Source organism: Vibrio sp. J1-1 (assembly GCF_021728395.1).
In the GTDB taxonomy this organism is placed as follows: domain Bacteria; phylum Pseudomonadota; class Gammaproteobacteria; order Enterobacterales; family Vibrionaceae; genus Vibrio.
This window is the reverse complement of record NZ_JAKKCM010000001.1, coordinates 460585-481697: the sequence shown is the minus strand read 5'-3', so window position 1 is coordinate 481697 and position 21113 is coordinate 460585. Positions and strand designations below refer to the sequence as shown.

The window sequence follows — 21113 nt, the reverse complement described above, 5'->3', positions numbered from 1 at the left end:
TTAACGTAGGCTTTTTTTGATGGTTTCTAAGTAGGCACGCTGCGCTTCCTCGCTAGTGAGTAGCAAGAAGTTAGGGGCCGACAAACCGTAGAACTTGTTGATGTCACTCGCGCCGGAGGCTTCTTTTGAGAGCAAACTGCCAGAGCTCAACAAGTACTTGGCATAAAGATCAGGCGCTGTTTGCAGTAGCTCGCGTGCCAGTTTTGTTTCTAATCCTTTGCCTTCTAATCGGTTGAGTTGCTCTGCAATGCTGTTGGCCACAATGGCGTAAAGCGAAGCTGAAGATGCAATACCATTGGCCGACATCGCTTCTACAATCGCAGCGATATCCAGCTGCAATGTGATGGTGGTAAACATCTGTCCAAGCGCTAACTCGTTATCGACTTTAATACGTTGATCGAGCAATTCATCGTAATGTACCGGAGTGCTTCCCGCGCCATGTTTTTGGGCTGCATGTTCTGTAACGAAGTTGAAGCGCTCTGGCCAAATTCTCGCCGCATCGTTGTCTTTCATCGCGAGCGTCATTTTGCCCTGTTGATCAAACGCAACGATGGCGTTTTGCTGATTGGACTCCAATGCAATGCCATAACGAAGCCACAAGGTGAGGTGCACTTGGCATAACAGGTCGACGTAATCTTGGAACCACGCAAGCGTGTCTTGTTGGTAGTATTGTTCAGCCAAATGCTCTAAGAACAGGCGTCCGTCAGGCATTGGGCTTGCCAGTGCTGCAACCGGAACTAACGCTTTATCTTCACAATGAGTAAGTGGGTACTCGCGCACGATATAAGCAAAAGTTTTATCGTCGCCAACATGTCCACCGTGTTGTTCATTGCAATGGAAAAGGCGGCCGTTTAAGTCAGGGTCCGTTTGCTCAAGATGGCTAAGTAGACGCTCAAACCAGTGGCCGTCATACAGCGTCGATGGTTTGATTAAGCGGATGTTTTTTGTGCCCAGCGAGCGCATGATCAGCGGAACTTTGATGTGAATATTCGGCGCATCGTTTACCACCACCGTGCGAACGGAAAGTGTTGGTGTGACTTCTAAGTAAGTGAACGGCGCTTCTATCATACCTTCAGGTAGCGTCTCCAGAGAGCGAAAAGTGAGCGGATGCGCCGGGAACAGTACGTGGCTAAGTGCAAAATCAGCAGGAAGCCCGACTTGCTCCATCGTTGGCCAACAATCAGGTTGCTCGCTGGTTAATGTCGCCTGTGACTTTTCAATCGCAATCCAATGAAGAGAAAAACGTTGTGCGAACTCGGGTGCGTACTTAGCAAGGTCTTCATCGCTCAGACCGAACTTCGCACGCGCCGTTGGGTAGTACGGGTGGTCAAGATAGGACGCGATCTGGTCGGCAAGCAACAGCTTTTGATGCCAAGATTCAAGCTTGGATATTGGTTGAGAAATGTGGTCCGAATGGTCGCGAAACGCTTGGTCACACAACTGTTTGTGTTTCTCTGCGCATTCCAATTCTTGTAGATATCCGGCCAACAGTTCGTGAGAGCTCTCCTGTGCCAACGTCGTCAGCAACGCAATCCACTCTTGGTAATGCTGCTGATGATCCACTTGGCCATTTTTCTCTACCCACCAACCTTGTGGCGCTTCTCCGCTGACTTGGCCGTAACACCAGGGCTGCATGTAATACGCCGGAACAACAGGTAAGTAGAGGGTGAAATCAGAATTATTAAACGTCAGCCATACTTGCTCGCCCTTGGGAGCAACTACCCCTGTTGGTGTGGCGTTGCTGAAGTTGGCGTTCGACAAAATTCCAAACATGTCTTCGCGTAGGCAAGTATCGATCAGTCGTTGGGTTAGGTACAACGCGTTGTGATTCATGCTACTACCTCGCGAGTTGGAGCTAGGTTGAAGTTGCTGAGCGCGTTCTGCAGCGTTTGGGCAAGGTTTTGGCCCGATGGCGAGACAATGGAAATTCGAGCGAGATAATCCTTGTTGGAATAACTCTGTTGCAGGTGTTCCCCTTCGGCCTTCAACACCTGTTGCTGGGTAATGACATCGCCATCGTGGTGGATGAAAGAAGTCGAGTTTCCATCAATCACACCGCTGTGTTCTGCCACCACGTAATGGACGTGCGCTGAGCCATGAATTGGGTAATCGCCATCTAATCTTCGTCCTAAATGCAGACCTAAAATCGTGCTGAACCAGCCGTAGTGGGCGAGATTGTTGAGTAAGAATTCGCGTCCATCCCCAATGCTGCGGTAGTTGATTTCTACCAGAACCGGGCCGTTTTCAGTGATGATGAACTCGCTGTGGCAAACACCAAAACCAACGCCGAACGCTTTGAGTTGAGCCAGGCAAGCCTCTCGGTGTGCGATGCTGTTTGGTCCGTTCCAGTCTGCGGCGGTTTCGATAAAGTAAGGTGGCTCAGAGAGTGCCACATCAAAGCCGCCTACGGCGATAAGGCGTTCACCATCTCCCAGGGTTTCCAGTGTAACCAACGGCCCTTGAAGAAACTGTTCCACCAGAATGGCGGCATTAGGGTGTTTCTGCCAAAACGCATCGCAGTAAGCATCGAGCTCGCTTTGAGAATCACAGCGTTGCACATCCAAACTCGCTACGCCTTCTTTTGGTTTTGCCACAACAGGGAAGGCCATGTCCAATGCCACATTCGAATGGCGGTGCAATAGACAATTTTGCGTATTGGGTAGCGCTTTCTCAGCCAGTACTTGTCGAGTTAAGTGCTTGTTTTTAGCTTTTAATGTGACTGACCAATCTTTAGCGGGCAGGCCAAAAAATTGTGCACAAACGGCGGTGGAAGTTTGTAAGTGATCACTATTGCTGAAAATAGCGTCTGGTTTTAACTCATTCTCTGTGATGGTTTCGATGATCTCCAAAGGGTTGAAGACATCACACTCTAGAATGTCATCCGGATTAAAGTGATGGTCACGACTCGCCAGCTCTAAATGGCTGAGCTTGTGATCGGTGATAAGAACGACGTGGAGGTCCATCGCTTTAGCTGCAGGCACGAAGCCGTGAGTGACTGCATCGTTAACGACATGACTTACGATAATCATCGTAGATTTCATGAGCTTTCCTAATTTTCTAACGTTGATACTGTCTGCTCACAGTCGACTTCCAATGTGCCTCTGAGCGAGGCGCAGGGGCAGAAGGTTTTATCTTTATTGTTATTGTGTTGATTTTTTGTTGCTGCTTGTGTTTTTAAGGTGAACAAATATAAGAGTATAAAATTAATATTGCAAATATAAATAATATTTGTTCTTATTTGCATCCGTTGGATTTATATAAACTATACGGAATGATGAAATGAATAAATTATTGCCTCTAAGCCCATTAGCAGTTGCGATAAGTTCTGCGGTGGTAGCGAGCGCTGTTGCGCCGATTGCTTTGGCTTCCGAGGAGAAGAGCTCCGACTCATCTATGATGGAAACCGTGCAAGTTTACGGTTACCAGTACGAAGGCTATGCCGAGTACATGCCGCAGTCGGGGAGCAAAACGGATGTGGAATGGCTCGATGTCCCACAAGCCGTATCGGTTGTTACCAAAACGGAAATGCAAGATCGTGGCGCTGTACGCTTAGTGGATGCGTTAGATGGGGTAGCAGGGGTCAATAACACGTTAGGTGAAGGAAGCCGAGATCAGTTCATGATCCGTGGTTTTGATTCCCTCAATGATATGTACCGTGATGGCATGAGAGACGACGGTACGCTGCAGTCTTACCGCAGCTTGGCGAACGTTGAGCGTGTTGAAATCGTCAAAGGCCCGGCGGGTGCGTTGTATGGTCGTGGCTCAGCCGGTGGCATCATCAACTTAGTAACCAAGCGTGCCAATGGTGAGAGCTTCACCCACGTGAAAGGCAGTGTTGGCAGTAACAGCCAATTTGTCGGTCAAGTCGACAGTTCGATGGCGTTTTCCGATAAGGTGAATGGACGTATTAACCTGGAATACCGTCAAGCAGACTCTTACGTAGATCATGTAGATTCGAATGATTTCTTCATTGCACCAACCATTCGTTTGTTGCCAGCGGAAGGTCACACGATCGATATTGATGTCGAGTACGCACATCAAGAGTTGGTTCCTTATCGTGGTGTTCCATCAAAAAATGGCAAGCCAGTTGATGTGCCAGTAAGCACTTACTTTGGTGGTGCGAATGATTATCAGGAGTCTGACAGCATTCGTGTTGCGCTCGATTACGAGTGGCGCTTCAATGATCAGTGGGTTTGGAATAACCGCGCAGCGTTCAACCATATCGAACTTGAACAAAAAGGCACGCGTCAGGGCAAAGTGACGGACAATGAAGTGTCTCAAACCGTGAATAACTTTGGTTACGATCCTCGTACCACGACTACTTTGCAATCTGAACTGATTTGGGAAACCAATGACAACCAATTGATGTTAGGTGCGGATTTCAACCAAATTGATATTGACCTAATGTTAGCGAGCGATAAAACGCTCCCTCCGCAAAATATCTACAACCCAGTTGTTGGCCCAACGCCGGATCCGGGCTTCAAACCATTCCGCGACAACACCACAACTACCACTGGTGTGTATGTACAGGACGTGTACACGTGGGGCGATCTTTCTGTGATTGGCAACGTGCGTTACGACTCGATGGAGTTGGAGCAACGCAAAATGGGTGCTGCGAAAGAAAAATTGGATGATGACAAAGTCAGTTATCGAGCTGGCTTGGTATACCGCATCAATAATGATGCATCGGTTTACGCCAGTTTAGCGCGCTCTTGGCAATTACCTTACGCGGGTATCTACATCAATCCGAAATTAGCGGAATTCTTCCACACCGATCTTAAAGAAGTGGGTGCAAAGGCTTACTTACTGGATAACGCGTTAATGCTCAATATGGCGCTTTTCCAGATCGACCAAGAGCAGCCACAAACCAACGTGGATGGTGATGTGATCGACAAAATTGCAGTTCGTCATCAAGGCCTTGAGCTGGAAGCGCGCGGCCAAATAACCAAGCAGTGGGACATCTCAGTCGGATACAGCTATTTGGACGCGGAAGACAAAGCGACAGGCAAAAAGCCGAACGATGTGTCGGACCACTTATTCTCCCTTTGGAGCACTTATCAGTTGGATGACAACTGGCGTTTAGGCGGCGGCGTGAAATACGTCGGTGATCGATATGCGGGCAATAATGAGGCGGTGGCGCTAGGCGATTACACCACGGTGGATATTATGGCGGCGTACACAACGGGACGTCATAAGTTTCAGGCCAATGCTTACAACATTTTGGATGAGAAATACATTCTTGGCGCTACCAGTGGCAGCTCTGGTTTGAACCAGATTGGCTACGGCGCGCCAGCAGAGTTCATGCTCAGCTATGGTTATCAGTTTTAGCGTATTTGTGCGTATTTTTTGCACGATCTCTGATTTTTATATTGAGAGCGATGAGTCCAGAAAGCTAGTGAATCAGGGGCTCTTCGCTGTTTAACTGTTTTATAAAGGAAAAATAATGTCTTACCTAAATTTGAACAACAAGGAGCGTGTTCGTGCGGGATTGTCTACGACCTATAGTGCACTCGCCATCGCTATCGCATCTGCTACATCAATTAACGCCGTAGCAGCAACCGCGTCAGAGACCACTACGAACTCAATGGAAACTGTTGTTGTTACAGGCAGCGTGATAGGTAACTCTGAAATAGAAGATGTCAAAGCGTATCCGGGAGCACGAACCATCATTACCAGTGAGCAAATTGAAAAAACAGCTGCAAGCTCAATTGATGGCGCTCTGCAAAGTGTTCCTGGTATTAAAGTTCAGGATGAAACCGGAACAGGTGTCCTGCCGAATATTTCGGTTCGTGGCTTAAAAGCGAGTCGCAGTGGTCATGCTCAATTCTTAATGGATGGCGTTCCTCTCACTCTTGCACCTTATGGTCATACTGGTCAGTCTATTTTCCCAGCGACGTTGTCGATGATTGAACGGATTGACATTGTTCGTGGTGGAGCGGCGGTTCAGTACGGACCAAACAACGTGGGTGGGGTGATCAATCTGGTGACCAAACCGATTCCCTACACTTGGCAAACTGAGATAAGCAATCGTCTGACAGTATTTGAAGGTGGTGATACACCGCTGAACGATTTTTACCTGAGAACGGGTGGCTGGTTGAATGATAGTTTTGCATTGCAACTGGAGGGAAACTTTCTCAAAGGAGAGAGTTTCCGCGAACACTCGGACACGGATGTGAAAAACTTCCAAGCTAAAATGCAGTGGTTGCTTAGTGACACGCAAGAACTGCAAGCCTTTGTTCAGCGTTATGAGGCGGATACGCAAATGCCGGGTGCTCTGTCACCAGAAGACTACCAGCAAGACCGAGAGCAGTCGAAACGCCAATACGATGAGTATCAAGGTGAATCGACGCGTTGGAGCGTTAAATACATCCACGATTTAGCGTTTGCAGACAGTGCTGAACTTGAGCTACTCACTTTTGGTCATCAATCGGAGCGTTTTTTCCAGTGGGGCTTTAATAGTGCTGGTGGTCACTGGGCCGATCCTGCGCTGCCATCCACCGATATTCGGACATCTCCACGTGAATTTACCGTATATGGCTTTGAGCCGAAGCTGGCAATGTACTTTGGTGAAGGCAAGCCAGTCACTCAAAACTGGATTGTTGGGGCACGTTACGTCAATGAAGATATTGATTACAAACTCACACAAACCCCTATCTCTGGCGGTACCACTAAAGTACCACGTGACTGGCACCTTGATACGGATGCATTTGCAGGTTATGTGAGTAATGAAATTGGTCTGTTTAATGATGCGTTAAAAATCACTCCGGGGTTGCGATTTGAATCGGTTGATATGAGCTTTGACGATCTTGGCAAAGAACAGAGCGCCGATAACAAAGTGACGGAATGGTTACCTGGTTTGACGGTAGCTTATAGTGTCAATGACCAGTGGGTGACGTACGCAAATGCGCAAAAATCTCTGCGAGCCCCTCAGATTGCTTATATCCGAGGTTTAGGGGAAGAGGGCAGTGAGTTAGCGTGGAACTACGAACTGGGAGCGCGTTACACTCAAAACGAGACAAGCTTTAACGCGGCGCTTTACCGCATCGATTTTGAAGATCAACTGCAATGGCAAAGTGCGACACAAACTTTTGATAACATTGGTAAAACGTTGCATCAAGGCATAGAGCTGTCAGCTCGATATGTGCCGGAATCATTACCGCTGCTTAGCTTAGGTGCCAGCTACAACTACTTAGATGCCACACTCGAAGAAGACGGTGATAACAAAGGGAATCAGCTACCGTTTACTTCCAAGCACCAACTTGGCTGGGATGCGACTTATGCATTCTCTGGTGTAGATACAACCTTATCCGGGTTCTACTTCAGTGATGCGTACACTGATAACGCCAATACCAGCTCAGAGGATAGTACTGGAGCGACTGGTAAAGTACCGTCTTATATGGTCTGGAACTTTAATTTGGGTGCCGACCTGTACAAGGACGAGAATGGCAAGCTGCGTATGAATGTCGCCGTTAATAACCTGTTCGACGAGGATTATTACTTCCGCGGCATTGATACCAGCCCGGTTGGTCGCTACCCGGCGCCGGGACGTTCATACACGCTTGATCTGAACTACCAGTTTTAAGTGGTTTGTTGAACCAACTCTAAAAGAAAAGTCGCCAATTTAGGTTGGCGACTTTGTCGATCTTAGTATGGGAGAATGTATTGATATGGAAAATTTAAATAGACTGGGTAGTAATCGTTTTTATGTGCTTACATTGATGTCGCTTATGCTTGTCATTACTTCATTTTCGAGTATGGCTGAGGTGCGCACAGTTCAAGATGAGCAGGGTACATTCGAGATTGACACGATTCCCGAACGTATCGTTGTTTTAGAATTCTCTTTTGTGGATGCCTTAGCCGCGGTTGACTTGTCGCCAGTTGGTGTCGCTGATGATAAAGACCCAACACGCGTCATTGCAGCAGTTAGAGAGAAAGTAGAGCCTTGGCAGTCTGTTGGCGCTAGGTCACAGCCTAGCTTGGAAGTGATTGCGCAACTTAAGCCGGATCTCATCATTGCTGACGCGGAGCGCCATCGTACTATCTATCAGGATTTGCAGCGAATAGCGCCAACATTGCTGCTAAAAAGTCGTGGTGAGACGTATCAAGAAAACCTTGAATCTGCGCTGAAAATTGGCGTCGCGATTGGCAAGCAGGAACAAATGGTGCAACGTGTTGAGAGGCATCAGCAAACCATGGCACATTTTAAACAGCGCTTTTCTACCCAAGAGAGCATACAGTTTGGGGTAGTCTCCGACAAAGGCATGTGGCTACATAGCCCGGTATCTTACGCTGGTGGCGTATTGTCCACATTGGGGATAAAAAGCCCATTGGCTGAACAAACTCAAAACGCTTACCTGCCAACAAGCTTTGAACTGTTGCTGAAAACCAATCCAGATTGGCTTTTGGTTGGGCTCTATTCTCAGCCAAATGTTATGGACGAATGGCATAAAAACCCGCTATTCAAGTTGCTAACTGCTGCGAAAAAGCAACAATTAGTGGAGGTCTCCCCTGAGTTGTGGTCACTAAACCGCGGCATGCTTGCGGCCGAAGAAATCGCGCGAAACCTCGAAGAGCTATTGGATCGTTCTTAATGGGGGTCGGTAATAACAGTTGTAATGAAACCTAAGAAATCAGAGAGCCCAAACTCGGGCTCTCGTGGTTTAAAAAATGATAAAAGAGAAGCTATTAACGAGTGCGTGGTGCTTTGATACTCTTTTCAAGCAGTGCTGCTAACTCTTCAACTTTTTCGGGATACTGCTCGGCAAGGTTAACAACCTGGCCAATATCATCCTGTAGATCAAATAACTGAGCGCTGGAAAGGTTGCCTTTTTCATTCCCCGTATATTGGCAGATAAAATCGTCATCGTGCGGCGGAATATAAGCGAAACGTTGGTCTCTGAATACTTTCTTATATTGCATCCCTTCTAGCACCATGTTGTTTCGGCCTTGAGGTTCCTTACCAAGTAAAGTGTCTAGCAGCGGTTGGCTATCCGGCGCTTCTTCCTCTTGCAGTTGGGAGCCTGTTAGCTGAGCAAAACAGTGATAAAGGTCGACTTGATTGAACAACGCTTCCGTTTCTCCTCGAGTAGCGCCGTTTGGCCAGCGGATAATAAATGGTACGCGTGTCCCACCTTCAAACAGGCTATATTTACCACCGCGTAATGGGCCCGCCATTCGATGATCGCCGTTGAATTCTACCGCTTGATCTTTGTATCCATCATTTAAAACCGGACCATTGTCACTGGAGAATATCACGATCGTATTGTCTGCCAGTTGCAGCTCTTCCAATTTATCGAGCACTTGTCCGATACACCAATCCATTTCGACAATCACATCTCCGCGTACACCGTGGGGTGTAACGCCTCTAAAGCGAGGATTTGGGATACGCGGTACGTGTGGCTGATGCAGAGCATAGTAAAGGAAAAACGGTTGCTCTTGATTCTGCTCGATGAACTTAATCGCTTTGTCAGCAAAGACTTCGCCCATGGTTTCATCATTCCAGATTGCGGATTGGCCGCCGCGCATGTGACCGATACGGCTAACGCCATTGATGATAGTTCCATCGTGGCCATGGTCGTACATGACATCCAGAAGCTCCGGGTTGTGACGGCCGGTGGGAACGTCATCAAATGCTTGGTCCCATTCGTAGGTCACTTCAATTGGGTCTGAAGGGTCAAGGTTATCGACATGGCGATTGTCAATGTAGACACACGGTACGCGGTCATTTGTCGCGGCCATAATATAGGAATCGTCAAAACCTACATCGTTCGGTGTTCCCTGAATTTCTTGATTGAAATCGAGTTCACCATTGCCGAGCCCTAAATGCCATTTACCTACTATGCCAGTGCGATAGCCTGCCTTTCGGAACATTTTTGGCATCGTGAAATCAGAAATAGTGATGATCTGCGGTGCATCGCCAGGTAAAACGGCGGCGTTAGGGTTACGCCAAGGGTAAGAGCCTGTAAGTAAGCTATAACGCGAAGGCGTACATGTCGCTGCAGTGGCGTAACCTTGATGGAATTTAAGCCCTTCTTCGGCCAGTTTATCCAGGTTAGGTGTTGGAATGTCGTTGGCTCCGTAACAGCTCAAGTCTCCGAAACCGAGATCATCGGCATACATAATAATTACGTTCGGAAGTGTATGGTTACTCATGATCGTTCCTTCTCGGTGCCATAGTTGTTGAACAAGTCATATGGAAGTAAGTGAGCGAGTACTCGGCCATCAGCCCAAGGATCGTCCGTTCGAACTAACTCTTCCGCCATGGCGCGTAAAAGGCGACGAACGTCCGGCTCTTCAGGATTGAAGGACAGGTTATTGGTTTGGTAAGGGTCTTGAAGATTGTCGAAAAATTGGGTTTTTTCGAGTTGACCAAAAGCATCAATATGCAGTGCTAAGGAATAGCGCTCAGTTTTAATGCCTCGGACGGCAGCGAAATAGCCACGGATTTTACCGTCTGGATCTGGAGCGGTGTTCACATTCTTTAGATAGAGAGCATAAGTTGGGCTGGTATCGGTTGTATCAGAGCGGAATGCCTCGGCGAGATCGCGGCCATGAATATTGGCTGGGCAAGACGATGACAGCCCCATTAATCCCAATATGGTTGGCATAATGTCAGCACTACTCAAAAAGGCTGGGTGTTGCTTTGCTTGATTCTGCTCAGCCGTTTTCACGATGAAAGGCACTGAGAAGGCTTCGTTGTAGATGCAGTTCTTGGCATCGTTTACGCCTTGGCTGCACAAGGTTTCACCGTGGTCGCTGGTAAATACCACGACGGTATTGTCCCATTCACCCATCGCTTTAAGTGTCTCAACCAAGCGGCCGAACTCACTGTCGGTGCCCGTAACGTTGGCAAAGTAATAAGGCGCACTAAGCGCTTTCTCGAGACTCGTATCGGCGTTGTCACGCAATAAAAGCTCGTCAACGGGCGTGTCTTTGTAACGCTGCCAGTCTGCCAAACGGCAATCATCAAGGCTGTCATATGGGCTGTGTGGCGGGTTCATCGAGATAAATAGCGCAAACGGTTTGTCATCGTCACGTTGGCCTTGCTCGTTTTTCAGGTATTCAATCGCCTTGTCGGTTTCGTGTTCTGCCGACCACACTTTTGGCTCGTGGCGATGGCCGTTGGTGTCGTAATAGTGGGGATTGTTGTGTTCATCAAATGTGCCGTATCCATACCAATAATCGATACCATGGCGGCGCTGTGGCTCGGTATAGGAATCCCAAGCTGGAATATTCGGATCAACATAATGACCGGGTTTGGCCGGATCGTTTGGTGTCGGTACGTCCAAGTGCCATTTGCCGATGTAACCGACGTGATAGCCAGCCATTGACAAGACATCGGTGAAACAAGTTTCGGTCTCTGGCAGCTCGGAATCAACACGGTCTGAATTACAGTTCAACGGTACGCCACTGCGTGATGGGAATTGTCCGGTCATCAGGCTGCCACGGTGCGGGCTACAAACTGGGCAGTTACTTACGGCGTTGTTAAGCAGAGTTGACTGCTGGATAAAGGTATCAAGATTGGGTGTGTAGACTGGGTCCCCCGCACCGGGAATAAAGTCACGGTAGTTGGGATCTTGCCAGATACCCAACGACATCAGTCGGAACTGATCGGGAAATACATAGAGTAGATTGGGCTTTTTCATGATTCACAATAGTTAAGGGTTTTAAATATTATATTGAAACGCAGTTTTAAAATTGTTGTTTGTGATCACGGATTGATAATAAATTAAAATGGCGTTTTAAAATAAGATATCAACTAAGAATTAAGGTGTAGTTACAGTGTCACTAATCATTCCTACCAGTAAAGTTAAAGCAAAGCGTCCGTTTCATATTCTATCCAAGCCGATTGGCCCTTTGTGCAACTTAGATTGCGACTATTGTTTCTATCTTGATAAAACCGATTATTACCCAGAAACTAAGCAGTTTGATATGGGTGACACCACGCTTGAGGTACATGTAAAAAGTTATATTGAGAGCCAACCAGTTGGTTGCCCGGAAGTGACATTTGGTTGGCAGGGGGGGGAGCCGACCCTTAGAGGGCTGGATTTTTTCCGCCAAGCAGTGGCGTTGCAAAAGAAGTACGCCCGCCCGGGAATGAAGATCATTAATACACTACAAACCAATGGCGTACTGATTAACGACAATTGGGCGGCATTTCTTAAACAGCATGAGTTTTTGGTTGGGATCAGCATTGATGGTGACGAAGAACTGCACGACCATTATCGCAAAACCCGCAGCGGCAAAGGCTCTTATCGTCAGGTAATCCAAGGTTTGCAGATGTTGCAAAAGTATCAGGTCGACACTAATGTGCTTACCGTGATTCAGAACCACAACGGCGGCCATGGTAAACGGGTCTATCGACACTTAAAACAACTCGGGGTGGCGTTCATTCAGTTCATCCCGATTGTTGAGCCAGAAAAAGGCAAAGGTGTTTCTGAGCGAAGCGTATCACCAGCGCAGTTTGGTCAGTTCATGGTTGATGTGTTTGAAGAGTGGCGTAAAAATGACATTGGTAAGGTGTACGTCAGCCACTTTGATAATGCGCTCGGTATGCATTTAGGCATGCCGTCGTCTATTTGTGTTCATGCTCCCCAATGTGGTGAGAATCTAGTGATCGAGCATAACGGTGATGTATATAGCTGTGACCATTTCGTTTATCCTGAATTCAAAGTAGGGAATATCAACCAGCGGGATTATCCGGACTTAATTGAGACGCCTATCCAGCAACAATTTTCTACCCGCAAGCCTATTGGTAGTCAAACCCATTGCCAACGATGCGACCAACGTTCGCTTTGTCATGGCGCGTGCCCTGCGCAGCGAATCGATGAAAATGGCGAGCTATCAATCTCAGCTAAGCACTATCTGTGCGAAGGGTACTATCAACTGTTCTCACACCTTCGCCCTTATCTTGATGCAATGGGACGATGTTTGCATCGCGGACTACCGCCACTTTATTACGCGCGATTTATGCGCGAAAAATAACACCAACCTAAATCGATATTTGACCATTTCTTTTAGGTCAACCTTCAAGTCAAAGTGCTCCCGGTGACGACTGGCGTTGAACATAAGTTCATGCGTCAGTGTGCCATAGTCGGGTGCGCATTATCTCGTTTCGATAAAACCCAGCCTATCTCTACGAGTTTGCTCCATAAGCAACAGAGCAAGATTCATATACTCTCCAAAAACCAATAATTGAAGCGGAGCTTTAATTATATTGCTTCTCTCGTTCAATTTTGCGAGGCAAGTGGGCATTAAATTAAAAAAATAAAACGTAGTTTTGATCTTTATATCATAAATATAAAAAAGCGTTTCAATAATTATGGTTGATGGGTTTTAATTCATCTCATTGATGATTTTGTTGTTAAGCGAGTAACCCGTGTCAATAAGTTTGAATTGTTTGGCAAATACGGCACAAGGTTGTACCAACCGTTCTGAAACGCTGAAAATGCTAAAAGCGATTGTAGAGCGCCAGATAGATGTTGTTCGTGGAACAACACAAGACGTGCCTAACTTCAACAGTGCTGCGCATTACACGGCAAACGTGGCAAGTATCGAACATATCTGTCGTTTGATGTGGGGGTCAGTGCCAGCTGGAGAGGCGTTAAGAGATGAACACGCCGTGTTGCGCCAGTTGATCGCCAATGGTACCAATCCATTGCACCCAGACTTTTGGCAGTTTCCACGAAACTATGACCAACGTGTTGTCGAGATGTCATCGATAGCAGTCGCGTTGATTGATGCCAACGAGCTTTACTGGCAGCCATTAAATAGGGAACAGCGCGCCAATCTTGTGACTTGGTTAAATTCCGTCTCCGATCTAGAGCTGCCACCAAACAACTGGCGCTGGTTTAGAGTCCTTATTTTAAAAGCACTGTCGTTGTTAGGTGTCGAGATTCAGCAACAAGTGCTTGAGCAGGATCTCGCGTTTATTGATGAAATGTATTTAGCAGACGGGTGGTACCAAGACGGTCTCACAGGCGTTGTGGATTATTATAATCCGTTTGCTTTCCAACTATACGCTTTAGTTTATGCCCGCTGGGATAACTCAAATAGCGAGTTCAGTCAGATTTTGCTTAGCCGCGCGATTGAGTTCTCCCATCGCTATCAATATTGGTTTGGCGAAGATGGTCAACCTCTTTGTTACGGCCGTTCATTGAACTATCGCTTTGCCGGTGCAGCTTTTTGGGCGGAATTGGCTCGTAGTGAACACCCTGATGCTGATATAGCAACAGCAAAGAGCTACTGGATGCAAACTATGCGCTGGTGGGCGACTCAGCCGATTTGGGATCAACAGGCACAATTGCTACCGGGCTTTGCTTATCCTAATTTGCTTGCGAGTGAATTCTATACCAGTTACGCGTCACCCATGCTGGCACTGAAAGCCTTTAACGCCCTTTATCTACCTGAAGAGCATCCGTTTTGGACGACAGAAGAGCAACCATTATCCAGCAACATGCCTGCTACGTGGATTGGTGAGCATCATCAGCTTATCCGTCGTCAAGGTAGCTATCTATTAACCAATAGCGCGCCTGCAAACGAGATGCGTAATTGCGAAGACAAATACAGTAAGTTTGCCTATAGCTCGGCGCATGGACTGTGTGTTGAATCAACCCGTTGGCTGGATCAAGGCTGGGCAGGAGACAATATTTTTGCCTTTGTTCATCCGCAAACTCGTCAATGGTTTAGCCGTACCCGCAATATCAATAGCTATCGTGAAGGTGGTGCATTGGTCTCACTGTGGCAGCCGTTTGAAGGTTGTGTGGTGAAAACGCGCCAACAATTTTCTGAGCAGGGTGAGCTTCGTAGCCACGAAATCACCACAGACTTTGCTTTGGAGTTTGTGATGACAGGGTATGCCGTGGATGGCTGGTCTGCTTGGTTTAGTCATCAGGTGATTCAGCCAGCACGAGTGGAATCTGAGCGGCTCTTTAGTGAGCTGATTTTACTACAAGGTGAAGGGCAAAGCCGAGTATACCCATGCGCACCCAACACCAATTTACTTTATCCACAAGCCAGTGTTCCTGCCATTACTGGTCGTATCGAACCCGGTACCCATCAATATATTGTCGCCGTGAACGCTGGCAATGTGCCTCGCTGAGTTAAATGGCTACGCGAATTACGAAAGAATTAATCCATAAGTTTGTAAACAAAATCAGGGAGTTACTGATGAGTTATAAGAATGTATTACCTCAATTTGGCAAAGTCGCTATCGCGGTTGCAGCCTCTGTCTCTTTTTCTACTTTGGCGGATACGTACAATGAAGCTCCACAGCTAAAAGAGTTGGTTGCAGCAGGGCAACTAGCACCTGTTTCTGAGCGTTTGCCAGAAAACCCACTAGTTGTTGAGCCGATTGAGTCTATCGGTCAATACGGCGGTGAATTGCGTTTGCTTGGTCTAAAAGCAGACCGAGGCCACCGCATGCGTATGCTGAAGTACGACAACTTATTTAACTTTAATCGTCACTACACTGGCATTGAGCCAAACCTAGCAACGAGCTACACAGTAAACGCAGATCTTACTGAATACACAATCAGTTTGCGTAAAGGCGTTAAATGGTCTGACGGCAAAGAGTTTACAGCGGAAGACATTAAGTTCTACCTAGACTTGATCAACCGTGAAGATTGGTCTGGCAACAAACCTCTATATGCCCGTTCACCGGGTGATGCAGTCGGTGAAGTTGTCGACAAGCACACGATCAAAGTGAAGTTAAAAAATGCCGATGGTATGTTCATTCGTAAACTGGCGAACACTGATGGTTCTAACATCGTTCAGTTCCCGAAACACTACTGTGAGCAGTTTTTGCCTGAAGTAAACTCTAAAGTAACGGAAGAAGCAAAAGCAGCGGGCTTTGATAGCTGGCAGCAGTACTTCCAAACTAAGTGTCGTGCGATTTACTTCCAAGAGAGCTACCAAAACCCAGACCGTCCTACTGTCAACGCTTGGAAGGTAAAAGTGGTTCCAGGTCCGCAAACGCAATATGCAGTTTGGGAACGTAACCCATACTACTGGCAAGTTGATACAGCAGGTAACCAGTTACCTTACCTAGATACGGTTTACTTCTCTTTCTCTGAAAACAAAGAAGAGATGGTACTTCGCGCAGCAGCGGGTGAGACAGACTTCCAAACGCGTCATGTCGGTGTGGCTAAGTACCGCCCAATGTTAATCGAAAACGAGAAGAAGAGTAGTTACACCTACGCGACTCGTCCAAGCACTAGCATGAATGCAGTCATCCTTGGCTTCAACCAAACGCACAAAGATCCAGTTAAGCGTGAGCTGTTCTCTAACAAAGATTTCCGTGTTGCACTTTCTCACGCCATTGACCGTGAAGGCATTAGTGAGACGGTTTTCTCTGGCGTCGTTGCGCCATACCAAGCTGCGCCGTCAGAGGGTAGTGCATTCTACGATGAAGAATTTGCAACTCAGTACACGGAGTTTAACCTTGAGTTAGCAAACCAATTGTTAGACAAGATCGGCCTAAACAAAAAAGACGAAGAAGGCTACCGCTTAGATAAAACGGGTAACCGTTTACGCATTGAAGCTCTTGTTAACCAACAAAACGTTGGCGAAACGACGGACATCCTTGAACTGGTTAAGAATGACTGGCAGAAGGTGGGCATCTTCTTCGATATCCGCATCGTTGAAGGTTCTTACCTGCAAACACAACGCTTGGCTAACGAGTATGATCTAGCACCAGCGAAAGGTGATGGCGGTATCGGTGTGCTGGATACGTTCCGTAGCTACGCGCCTCAAAACCCAGAATCTACTTGGGGTCTAGGTTACTACTATTGGATGACGGACGCTTCACACGCTAACGCTGTTGAGCCACCTGCGCATGTTAAGAAGCAAATCGAGCTTTACCGTGCTATGGGCAAAACCGCTTCTCATGAAGAACAGTCTAAGTTAATGCAACAAATCATTGATATCGCAAAAGAAAACTTCTATGTGATTGGTACGGTTCAACCTCTAGATGAAGGCGTGATTATCCGTAAAGGCGTACATAACGCAGATACTGAAGTTCCTAACTCATACAGTATCGCTTCGCCTGGTCCAATGCGCACCTCACAACTATGGAAGGAGTCTAAATAACTCCGTTGAACTAGGTATGGATTAACCAGACCTGTTAGCCGCAGTAACTAGCTGCTGCGGCTAACGAACCTCTTGTTATAAAGGTTTGCGAATTCGCAAATGTAGGAAGATTTATGAGCAGTTTTTTTCTGTATATTGGACGTAGATTAGCGGCGGTGTTTACCACTCTGCTGGTCGTGTCGATTTTAGTATTTGTCGTTATTGATTTACCACCGGGTGATTTTGCTTCCGCAAAAATCGCAGAAATGGCCGCTATGGGTCAAGATGTCGATCCTGAGCAAATACTGGTTTTGCGTGAAATGTTTGGCTTAGATAAACCGCTGTATGAGCGTTACCTAAGTTGGATTGGGGGGCTACTCACAGGTGATCTTGGGCTGTCTTTAGTGAACAATAAGCCAGTTTGGGAAAACATTCAGCCCACACTGATACCTACTATTCTTCTCGCTTGTGCAGTACTGACATTTAAGTTTTTATTAGCCATTCCAATCGGTGTTTACTCTGCTCTCCGCCAATATTCCTTTGGTGATTACATTGCGACCATTTTCGGTTTTATTGGTATGGCTACCCCCAACTTCGTTATTGCGATTGTTGCCTTACTCATTGGTTACCACTCATTTGACGTGATGTTGTCGGGTCTTTACTCACCAGAATATATCTCTCAACCTATGAGCTTTGACAAGTTCATGAATGGTGCTAGCCGAAGCTGGCTTTACATTCTTGTGGCTGGTACAGCAGGTATGGCGGGTATCATCCGAATCATGCGTGCCAACTTGCTCGATGAACTAACGAAGCCTTACGTAAAGACTGCACGTGCCAAAGGCCAAAAAGAATTTACACTCCTTGTCAAATACCCTATTCGTGTTGCGTGTCTGCCACTTGCAGCGACTATCGGTTGGCAATTACCACTGTTGATCAGCGCTGACGTTATTGTGAGCCAAGTATTGAATATCCCAACTATGGGGCCAACCATGCTTAACGCTTTACGAAACCAGGATATGTACCTAGCTGGCGATATTCTATTGCTGATGTCCACCTTAACCATTATCGGTACCATCATTTCTGACATCATTATGTATTGGGTAGATCCACGCGTACGCGCTGGTCTATAACTTAGGAGCCAACACCATGACAAGTAATATTCAAACCGCTCCTTCTACAAGCATCTTTGCTCGTGTATTTAAGCGTAAGGAAAAACAAATTGATCTAGCGGAAGCAACCGCTTGGCAATTGATTGGTATTAAGTTAAGACGTCACAAACTGGCTTGGTACAGCATGTGGTTCTTAGCTCTAATCTATTTTGTTGCTGCATTCGCGGAGTTTTTTGCACCGTTTGACTCAAGTGACAACTGGAGCCGGTACACGTACGCCCCGCCGCAAACAGTCAACTTATTTGAAAAGACGGATGACGGTTGGGACTGGGCGCCACACTTGATTGGTTATAAAGTGAAAACCGATACGCGAACTTTGAAGCGTCACTACACAGAAAACCCAGCGAAAAAAGTTTACTTTGAGTTTTTTGGTGAGGTAGAGCCGTACACACTAGCGGGTTTCATTCCTATGAAATATAAGCTATTGGCACCCAAAAATAAGCGTGACCCATTCTTTATTCTCGGCTCTGACCGCATGGGCCGTGATATGTTGTCTCGCTTGATCCACGGTGCACGTATCTCTCTGTCGGTTGGTTTGATTGGTGTATTTTGTACCTTTTTCATCGGTATTTTAATTGGGGGTATCTCTGGTTACTTTGGTGGCCAAATCGATAATTTCATCCAACGTACGATGGAAATTGTAAAGTCTATCCCAACCCTTCCTCTTTGGATGGCGTTAGGTGCGTCATTGCCAAGTGATTGGAGCTCGCTACAGCGTTACTTCTTGATCACCATCATTCTTGGTTTAGTTGCTTGGCCTGATATGGCTCGTGTCGTACGAAGTCGTTTTATGTCATTGAAAAGCGAAGAGTACGTTGCGGCAGCATGGTTAGATGGCAACACGCCGTTTGAAATCATCCGCCGTTACATGGTGCCAAACTTCTTAAGCCACATCATTGCTGTTGTCACACTTGCGATTCCAGGCATGATTTTGGGTGAAACCGCACTCAGCTTCTTAGGCCTTGGCCTTCAGCCTCCAATGGTTAGTTGGGGCGTATTGTTGCAAGAAGCGCAGAATATCCGTGCTCTGGCTGATGCTATCTGGCTATTAATCCCAGCGGCGAGTGTTGTCATTGCCATCCTAGCGATGAACTTTGTAGGCGACGGTTTACGTGACGCCTGCGACCCTTACCACGAACAAGGTGCAAAATAAGGTATTTAAAATGGCTGAAAAAATTCTTGAAGTTAAAGAGCTTAACGTCAGCTTCCCAACAACGATGGAAACGTTCCACGCTGTTAAAAACGTATCGTTTGAATTGAACCGTGGTGAGACTTTGTCGGTCATCGGTGAATCGGGTTCAGGCAAATCAGTTACTACTAGCGCGATCCTTCAACTGTTGGATAAACCGGGCCGAATTGACTCGGGGGAAATTCTTTACCATACAGACGGCTCTATGGTGGATATCACCACCTTAGATCCTCGTAGTGAAGAAATGCGGAGTTTACGTCGTTTTAACTTCTCATTGGTATCGCAAGAGCCAATGGCAGCACTTAGCCCTGTTCATACGGTTGGCGACCAAATTAAAGAAGTGCTATGTCTTGTTGACCCAGGCATCACCAAACAAGTGGCTCATGAACGTGCAATTGAACTTCTGACTCAGGTACAGATGCCTGAACCTGAAAGTTTGATTAACAAGTATTCGTTCCAGCTATCTGGTGGTCAGCGTCAACGTGTTGTGATTGCGATGGCGATTGCCAGCCGTCCCGATGTATTGATTGCTGACGAGCCGACGACGGCGTTAGACGTAACAACTCAAGCTGAAATTTTGGAATTGTTTGCCAAACTGCAGCAAGAAATTGGTATGGCTATCTTGTTCATCACTCATGATTTAGGGGTAGTGGCACAGATCTCAGACCGCGTAGTTGTTATGGAAAAAGGTGTCGTTGTTGAACAAGGAGATGTACGCCAGATTTTCGAACAACCTGAACATCCATACACGATTAAGCTGATGAATGCGACGCGAGCACTTGAGTTACCTTCCAAGGTGAAGAAACCGTTTGTTCACGAAGGGCAAACGCCGCTTTTGGATGTAAATAACGTCACTAAAGTGTTTGAAAAGCCGGGCAAGATGTTCGAGAAGAAGCAATTTATGACGGCGGTTAACAACGCGACGTTAACGCTGCACCCAGGTGAATCTTTGGGGATTGTTGGTGAGTCAGGTTCGGGCAAAAGTACGTTAGGTCGAGCTATTTTAGGTATGCAGCCAGCTACGTCAGGTGACATTCGTTACGTAGATGAAAAGAGTGGCATCGAGCTTGACCTCGCGGATTATAAGCGTGTGAAACGTGATCCATTGTTTGCTGATCTTCGTTTGATTTTCCAAGACCCGTGGTCATCCTTAAATCCACGTATGACGGTTGCGGATATCATTGAGGAACCACTGAAACTGCTTCGTACAGAGATGAGTGCGAAAGAGCGTAAAGATCGTGTACGCAATATGATGCGTCGCGTTGGATTGCCAGCGGAGTTCTCAAGCCGCTATCCGCACGCGTTCTCGGGGGGGCAGCGTCAGCGGATTGTTATCGCTCGCGCTTTGGTGACGATCCCTAAACTCATCATTGCGGATGAAGCTACGGCAGCACTAGACGTATCACTTCGTGCCCAGGTATTGGATTTGTTGATTGAGTTTCAAAACGAATTTGGTACTTCTTTCATCTTGATTACTCACGACATCGCAACAGTGAAGTACTTCTGTGATCGAGTGATCGTACTGCAGCATGGCACCATTATGGAGCAGGGTACTATCGAACAGGTGATTCACAACCCACAAGACCCGTATACACAGAAATTGATTGCGGCGGTTCCCGTTGCTGAACTACCTAAAGACGTGGCGTAAAGTTTGCTGGTAACCCAGTTGTAACTTTAAGTTGTCTGTA

The 21113-nt window shown here is 46.9% G+C and carries 13 protein-coding genes; 9 read left to right on the top strand and 4 right to left on the bottom strand.

Annotated features, from left to right (window positions below):
- On the bottom strand, positions 1-1833 hold the full coding sequence (locus L3V31_RS02060; protein WP_237314314.1) for an IucA/IucC family protein: 1833 nt from the start codon (positions 1831-1833) through the stop codon (positions 1-3).
- Complete coding sequence (locus L3V31_RS02055; RefSeq protein WP_237314312.1) at positions 1830-3041, bottom strand: hypothetical protein; 1212 nt, start codon at positions 3039-3041, stop codon at positions 1830-1832. The genes L3V31_RS02060 and L3V31_RS02055 overlap by 4 nt, the downstream gene beginning before the upstream one ends.
- A gap of 238 nt (positions 3042-3279) precedes the next feature.
- On the opposite strand from L3V31_RS02055, the gene L3V31_RS02050 reads away from it, so the two are divergent.
- The 3 genes from L3V31_RS02050 to L3V31_RS02040 all read left to right on the top strand — a co-directional run bounded on the left by L3V31_RS02050 (position 3280) and on the right by L3V31_RS02040 (position 8591).
- The gene (locus tag L3V31_RS02050; protein ID WP_237314311.1) at positions 3280-5328 is read left to right on the top strand and encodes a TonB-dependent siderophore receptor; all 2049 of its coding nucleotides are present in this window, start codon (positions 3280-3282) and stop codon (positions 5326-5328) included.
- Between the two features lie 115 nt (positions 5329-5443).
- Positions 5444-7582 carry a TonB-dependent siderophore receptor gene (locus L3V31_RS02045; protein ID WP_237314309.1) on the top strand — a complete coding sequence of 713 codons (2139 nt, stop codon included), beginning with the start codon at positions 5444-5446 and terminating at the stop codon, positions 7580-7582.
- Between the two features lie 136 nt (positions 7583-7718).
- The gene (locus L3V31_RS02040; protein WP_237314534.1) at positions 7719-8591 is read left to right on the top strand and encodes a Fe(3+) dicitrate ABC transporter substrate-binding protein; all 873 of its coding nucleotides are present in this window, start codon (positions 7719-7721) and stop codon (positions 8589-8591) included.
- A 94-nt stretch (positions 8592-8685) separates the two neighbouring features.
- Here the strand turns inward: L3V31_RS02040 and L3V31_RS02035 are convergent, their stop codons facing one another.
- Both L3V31_RS02035 and L3V31_RS02030 read right to left on the bottom strand, forming a co-directional pair.
- On the bottom strand, positions 8686-10152 hold the full coding sequence (locus L3V31_RS02035) for an arylsulfatase (protein ID WP_237314307.1): 1467 nt from the start codon (positions 10150-10152) through the stop codon (positions 8686-8688).
- On the bottom strand, positions 10149-11645 hold the full coding sequence (locus L3V31_RS02030; RefSeq protein WP_237314305.1) for a sulfatase: 1497 nt from the start codon (positions 11643-11645) through the stop codon (positions 10149-10151). Before L3V31_RS02030 ends, L3V31_RS02035 begins: the two co-directional genes overlap by 4 nt.
- A 136-nt stretch (positions 11646-11781) precedes the next feature.
- Here L3V31_RS02030 and L3V31_RS02025 point away from each other — a divergent pair, with 136 nt between their 5' ends.
- The 6 genes from L3V31_RS02025 (at position 11782) to L3V31_RS02000 (ending at position 21073) form a co-directional block, all read left to right on the top strand.
- Positions 11782-12984 (top strand): anaerobic sulfatase maturase, encoded by a 1203-nt coding sequence (locus L3V31_RS02025; RefSeq protein WP_237314303.1) that lies wholly within the window; start codon positions 11782-11784, stop codon positions 12982-12984.
- Between the two features lie 394 nt (positions 12985-13378).
- Positions 13379-15100 carry a DUF2264 domain-containing protein gene (locus tag L3V31_RS02020; RefSeq protein ID WP_237314301.1) on the top strand — a complete coding sequence of 574 codons (1722 nt, stop codon included), beginning with the start codon at positions 13379-13381 and terminating at the stop codon, positions 15098-15100.
- Positions 15101-15168: 68 nt separating this feature from the next.
- Positions 15169-17088: an ABC transporter substrate-binding protein gene (locus tag L3V31_RS02015; protein ID WP_237314299.1), complete on the top strand. Its 1920-nt coding sequence runs from the start codon at positions 15169-15171 to the stop codon at positions 17086-17088.
- A 113-nt stretch (positions 17089-17201) separates the two neighbouring features.
- The gene (locus tag L3V31_RS02010) at positions 17202-18197 is read left to right on the top strand and encodes an ABC transporter permease (RefSeq protein WP_237314298.1); all 996 of its coding nucleotides are present in this window, start codon (positions 17202-17204) and stop codon (positions 18195-18197) included.
- Positions 18198-18213: 16 nt separating this feature from the next.
- The gene (locus L3V31_RS02005; RefSeq protein ID WP_237314295.1) at positions 18214-19389 is read left to right on the top strand and encodes an ABC transporter permease; all 1176 of its coding nucleotides are present in this window, start codon (positions 18214-18216) and stop codon (positions 19387-19389) included.
- Positions 19390-19399: 10 nt separating this feature from the next.
- Positions 19400-21073 carry an ABC transporter ATP-binding protein gene (locus L3V31_RS02000; protein ID WP_237314294.1) on the top strand — a complete coding sequence of 558 codons (1674 nt, stop codon included), beginning with the start codon at positions 19400-19402 and terminating at the stop codon, positions 21071-21073.
- Positions 21074-21113 lie beyond the last annotated feature (40 nt).

Bases quoted from the DNA above. Each gene is read 5' to 3' on its own strand.
- L3V31_RS02060 (WP_237314314.1), bottom strand. From the start codon at position 1,833: ATGAATCACAACGCGTTGTACCTAACCCAACGACTGATCGATACTTGC.
- L3V31_RS02055 (WP_237314312.1), bottom strand. From the start codon at position 3,041: ATGAAATCTACGATGATTATCGTAAGTCATGTCGTTAACGATGCAGTC.
- L3V31_RS02050 (WP_237314311.1), top strand. From the start codon at position 3,280: ATGAATAAATTATTGCCTCTAAGCCCATTAGCAGTTGCGATAAGTTCT.
- L3V31_RS02045 (WP_237314309.1), top strand. From the start codon at position 5,444: ATGTCTTACCTAAATTTGAACAACAAGGAGCGTGTTCGTGCGGGATTG.
- L3V31_RS02040 (WP_237314534.1), top strand. From the start codon at position 7,719: ATGTCGCTTATGCTTGTCATTACTTCATTTTCGAGTATGGCTGAGGTG.
- L3V31_RS02035 (WP_237314307.1), bottom strand. From the start codon at position 10,152: ATGAGTAACCATACACTTCCGAACGTAATTATTATGTATGCCGATGAT.
- L3V31_RS02030 (WP_237314305.1), bottom strand. From the start codon at position 11,645: ATGAAAAAGCCCAATCTACTCTATGTATTTCCCGATCAGTTCCGACTG.
- L3V31_RS02015 (WP_237314299.1), top strand. From the start codon at position 15,169: ATGAGTTATAAGAATGTATTACCTCAATTTGGCAAAGTCGCTATCGCG.
- L3V31_RS02010 (WP_237314298.1), top strand. From the start codon at position 17,202: ATGAGCAGTTTTTTTCTGTATATTGGACGTAGATTAGCGGCGGTGTTT.
- L3V31_RS02005 (WP_237314295.1), top strand. From the start codon at position 18,214: ATGACAAGTAATATTCAAACCGCTCCTTCTACAAGCATCTTTGCTCGT.
- L3V31_RS02000 (WP_237314294.1), top strand. From the start codon at position 19,400: ATGGCTGAAAAAATTCTTGAAGTTAAAGAGCTTAACGTCAGCTTCCCA.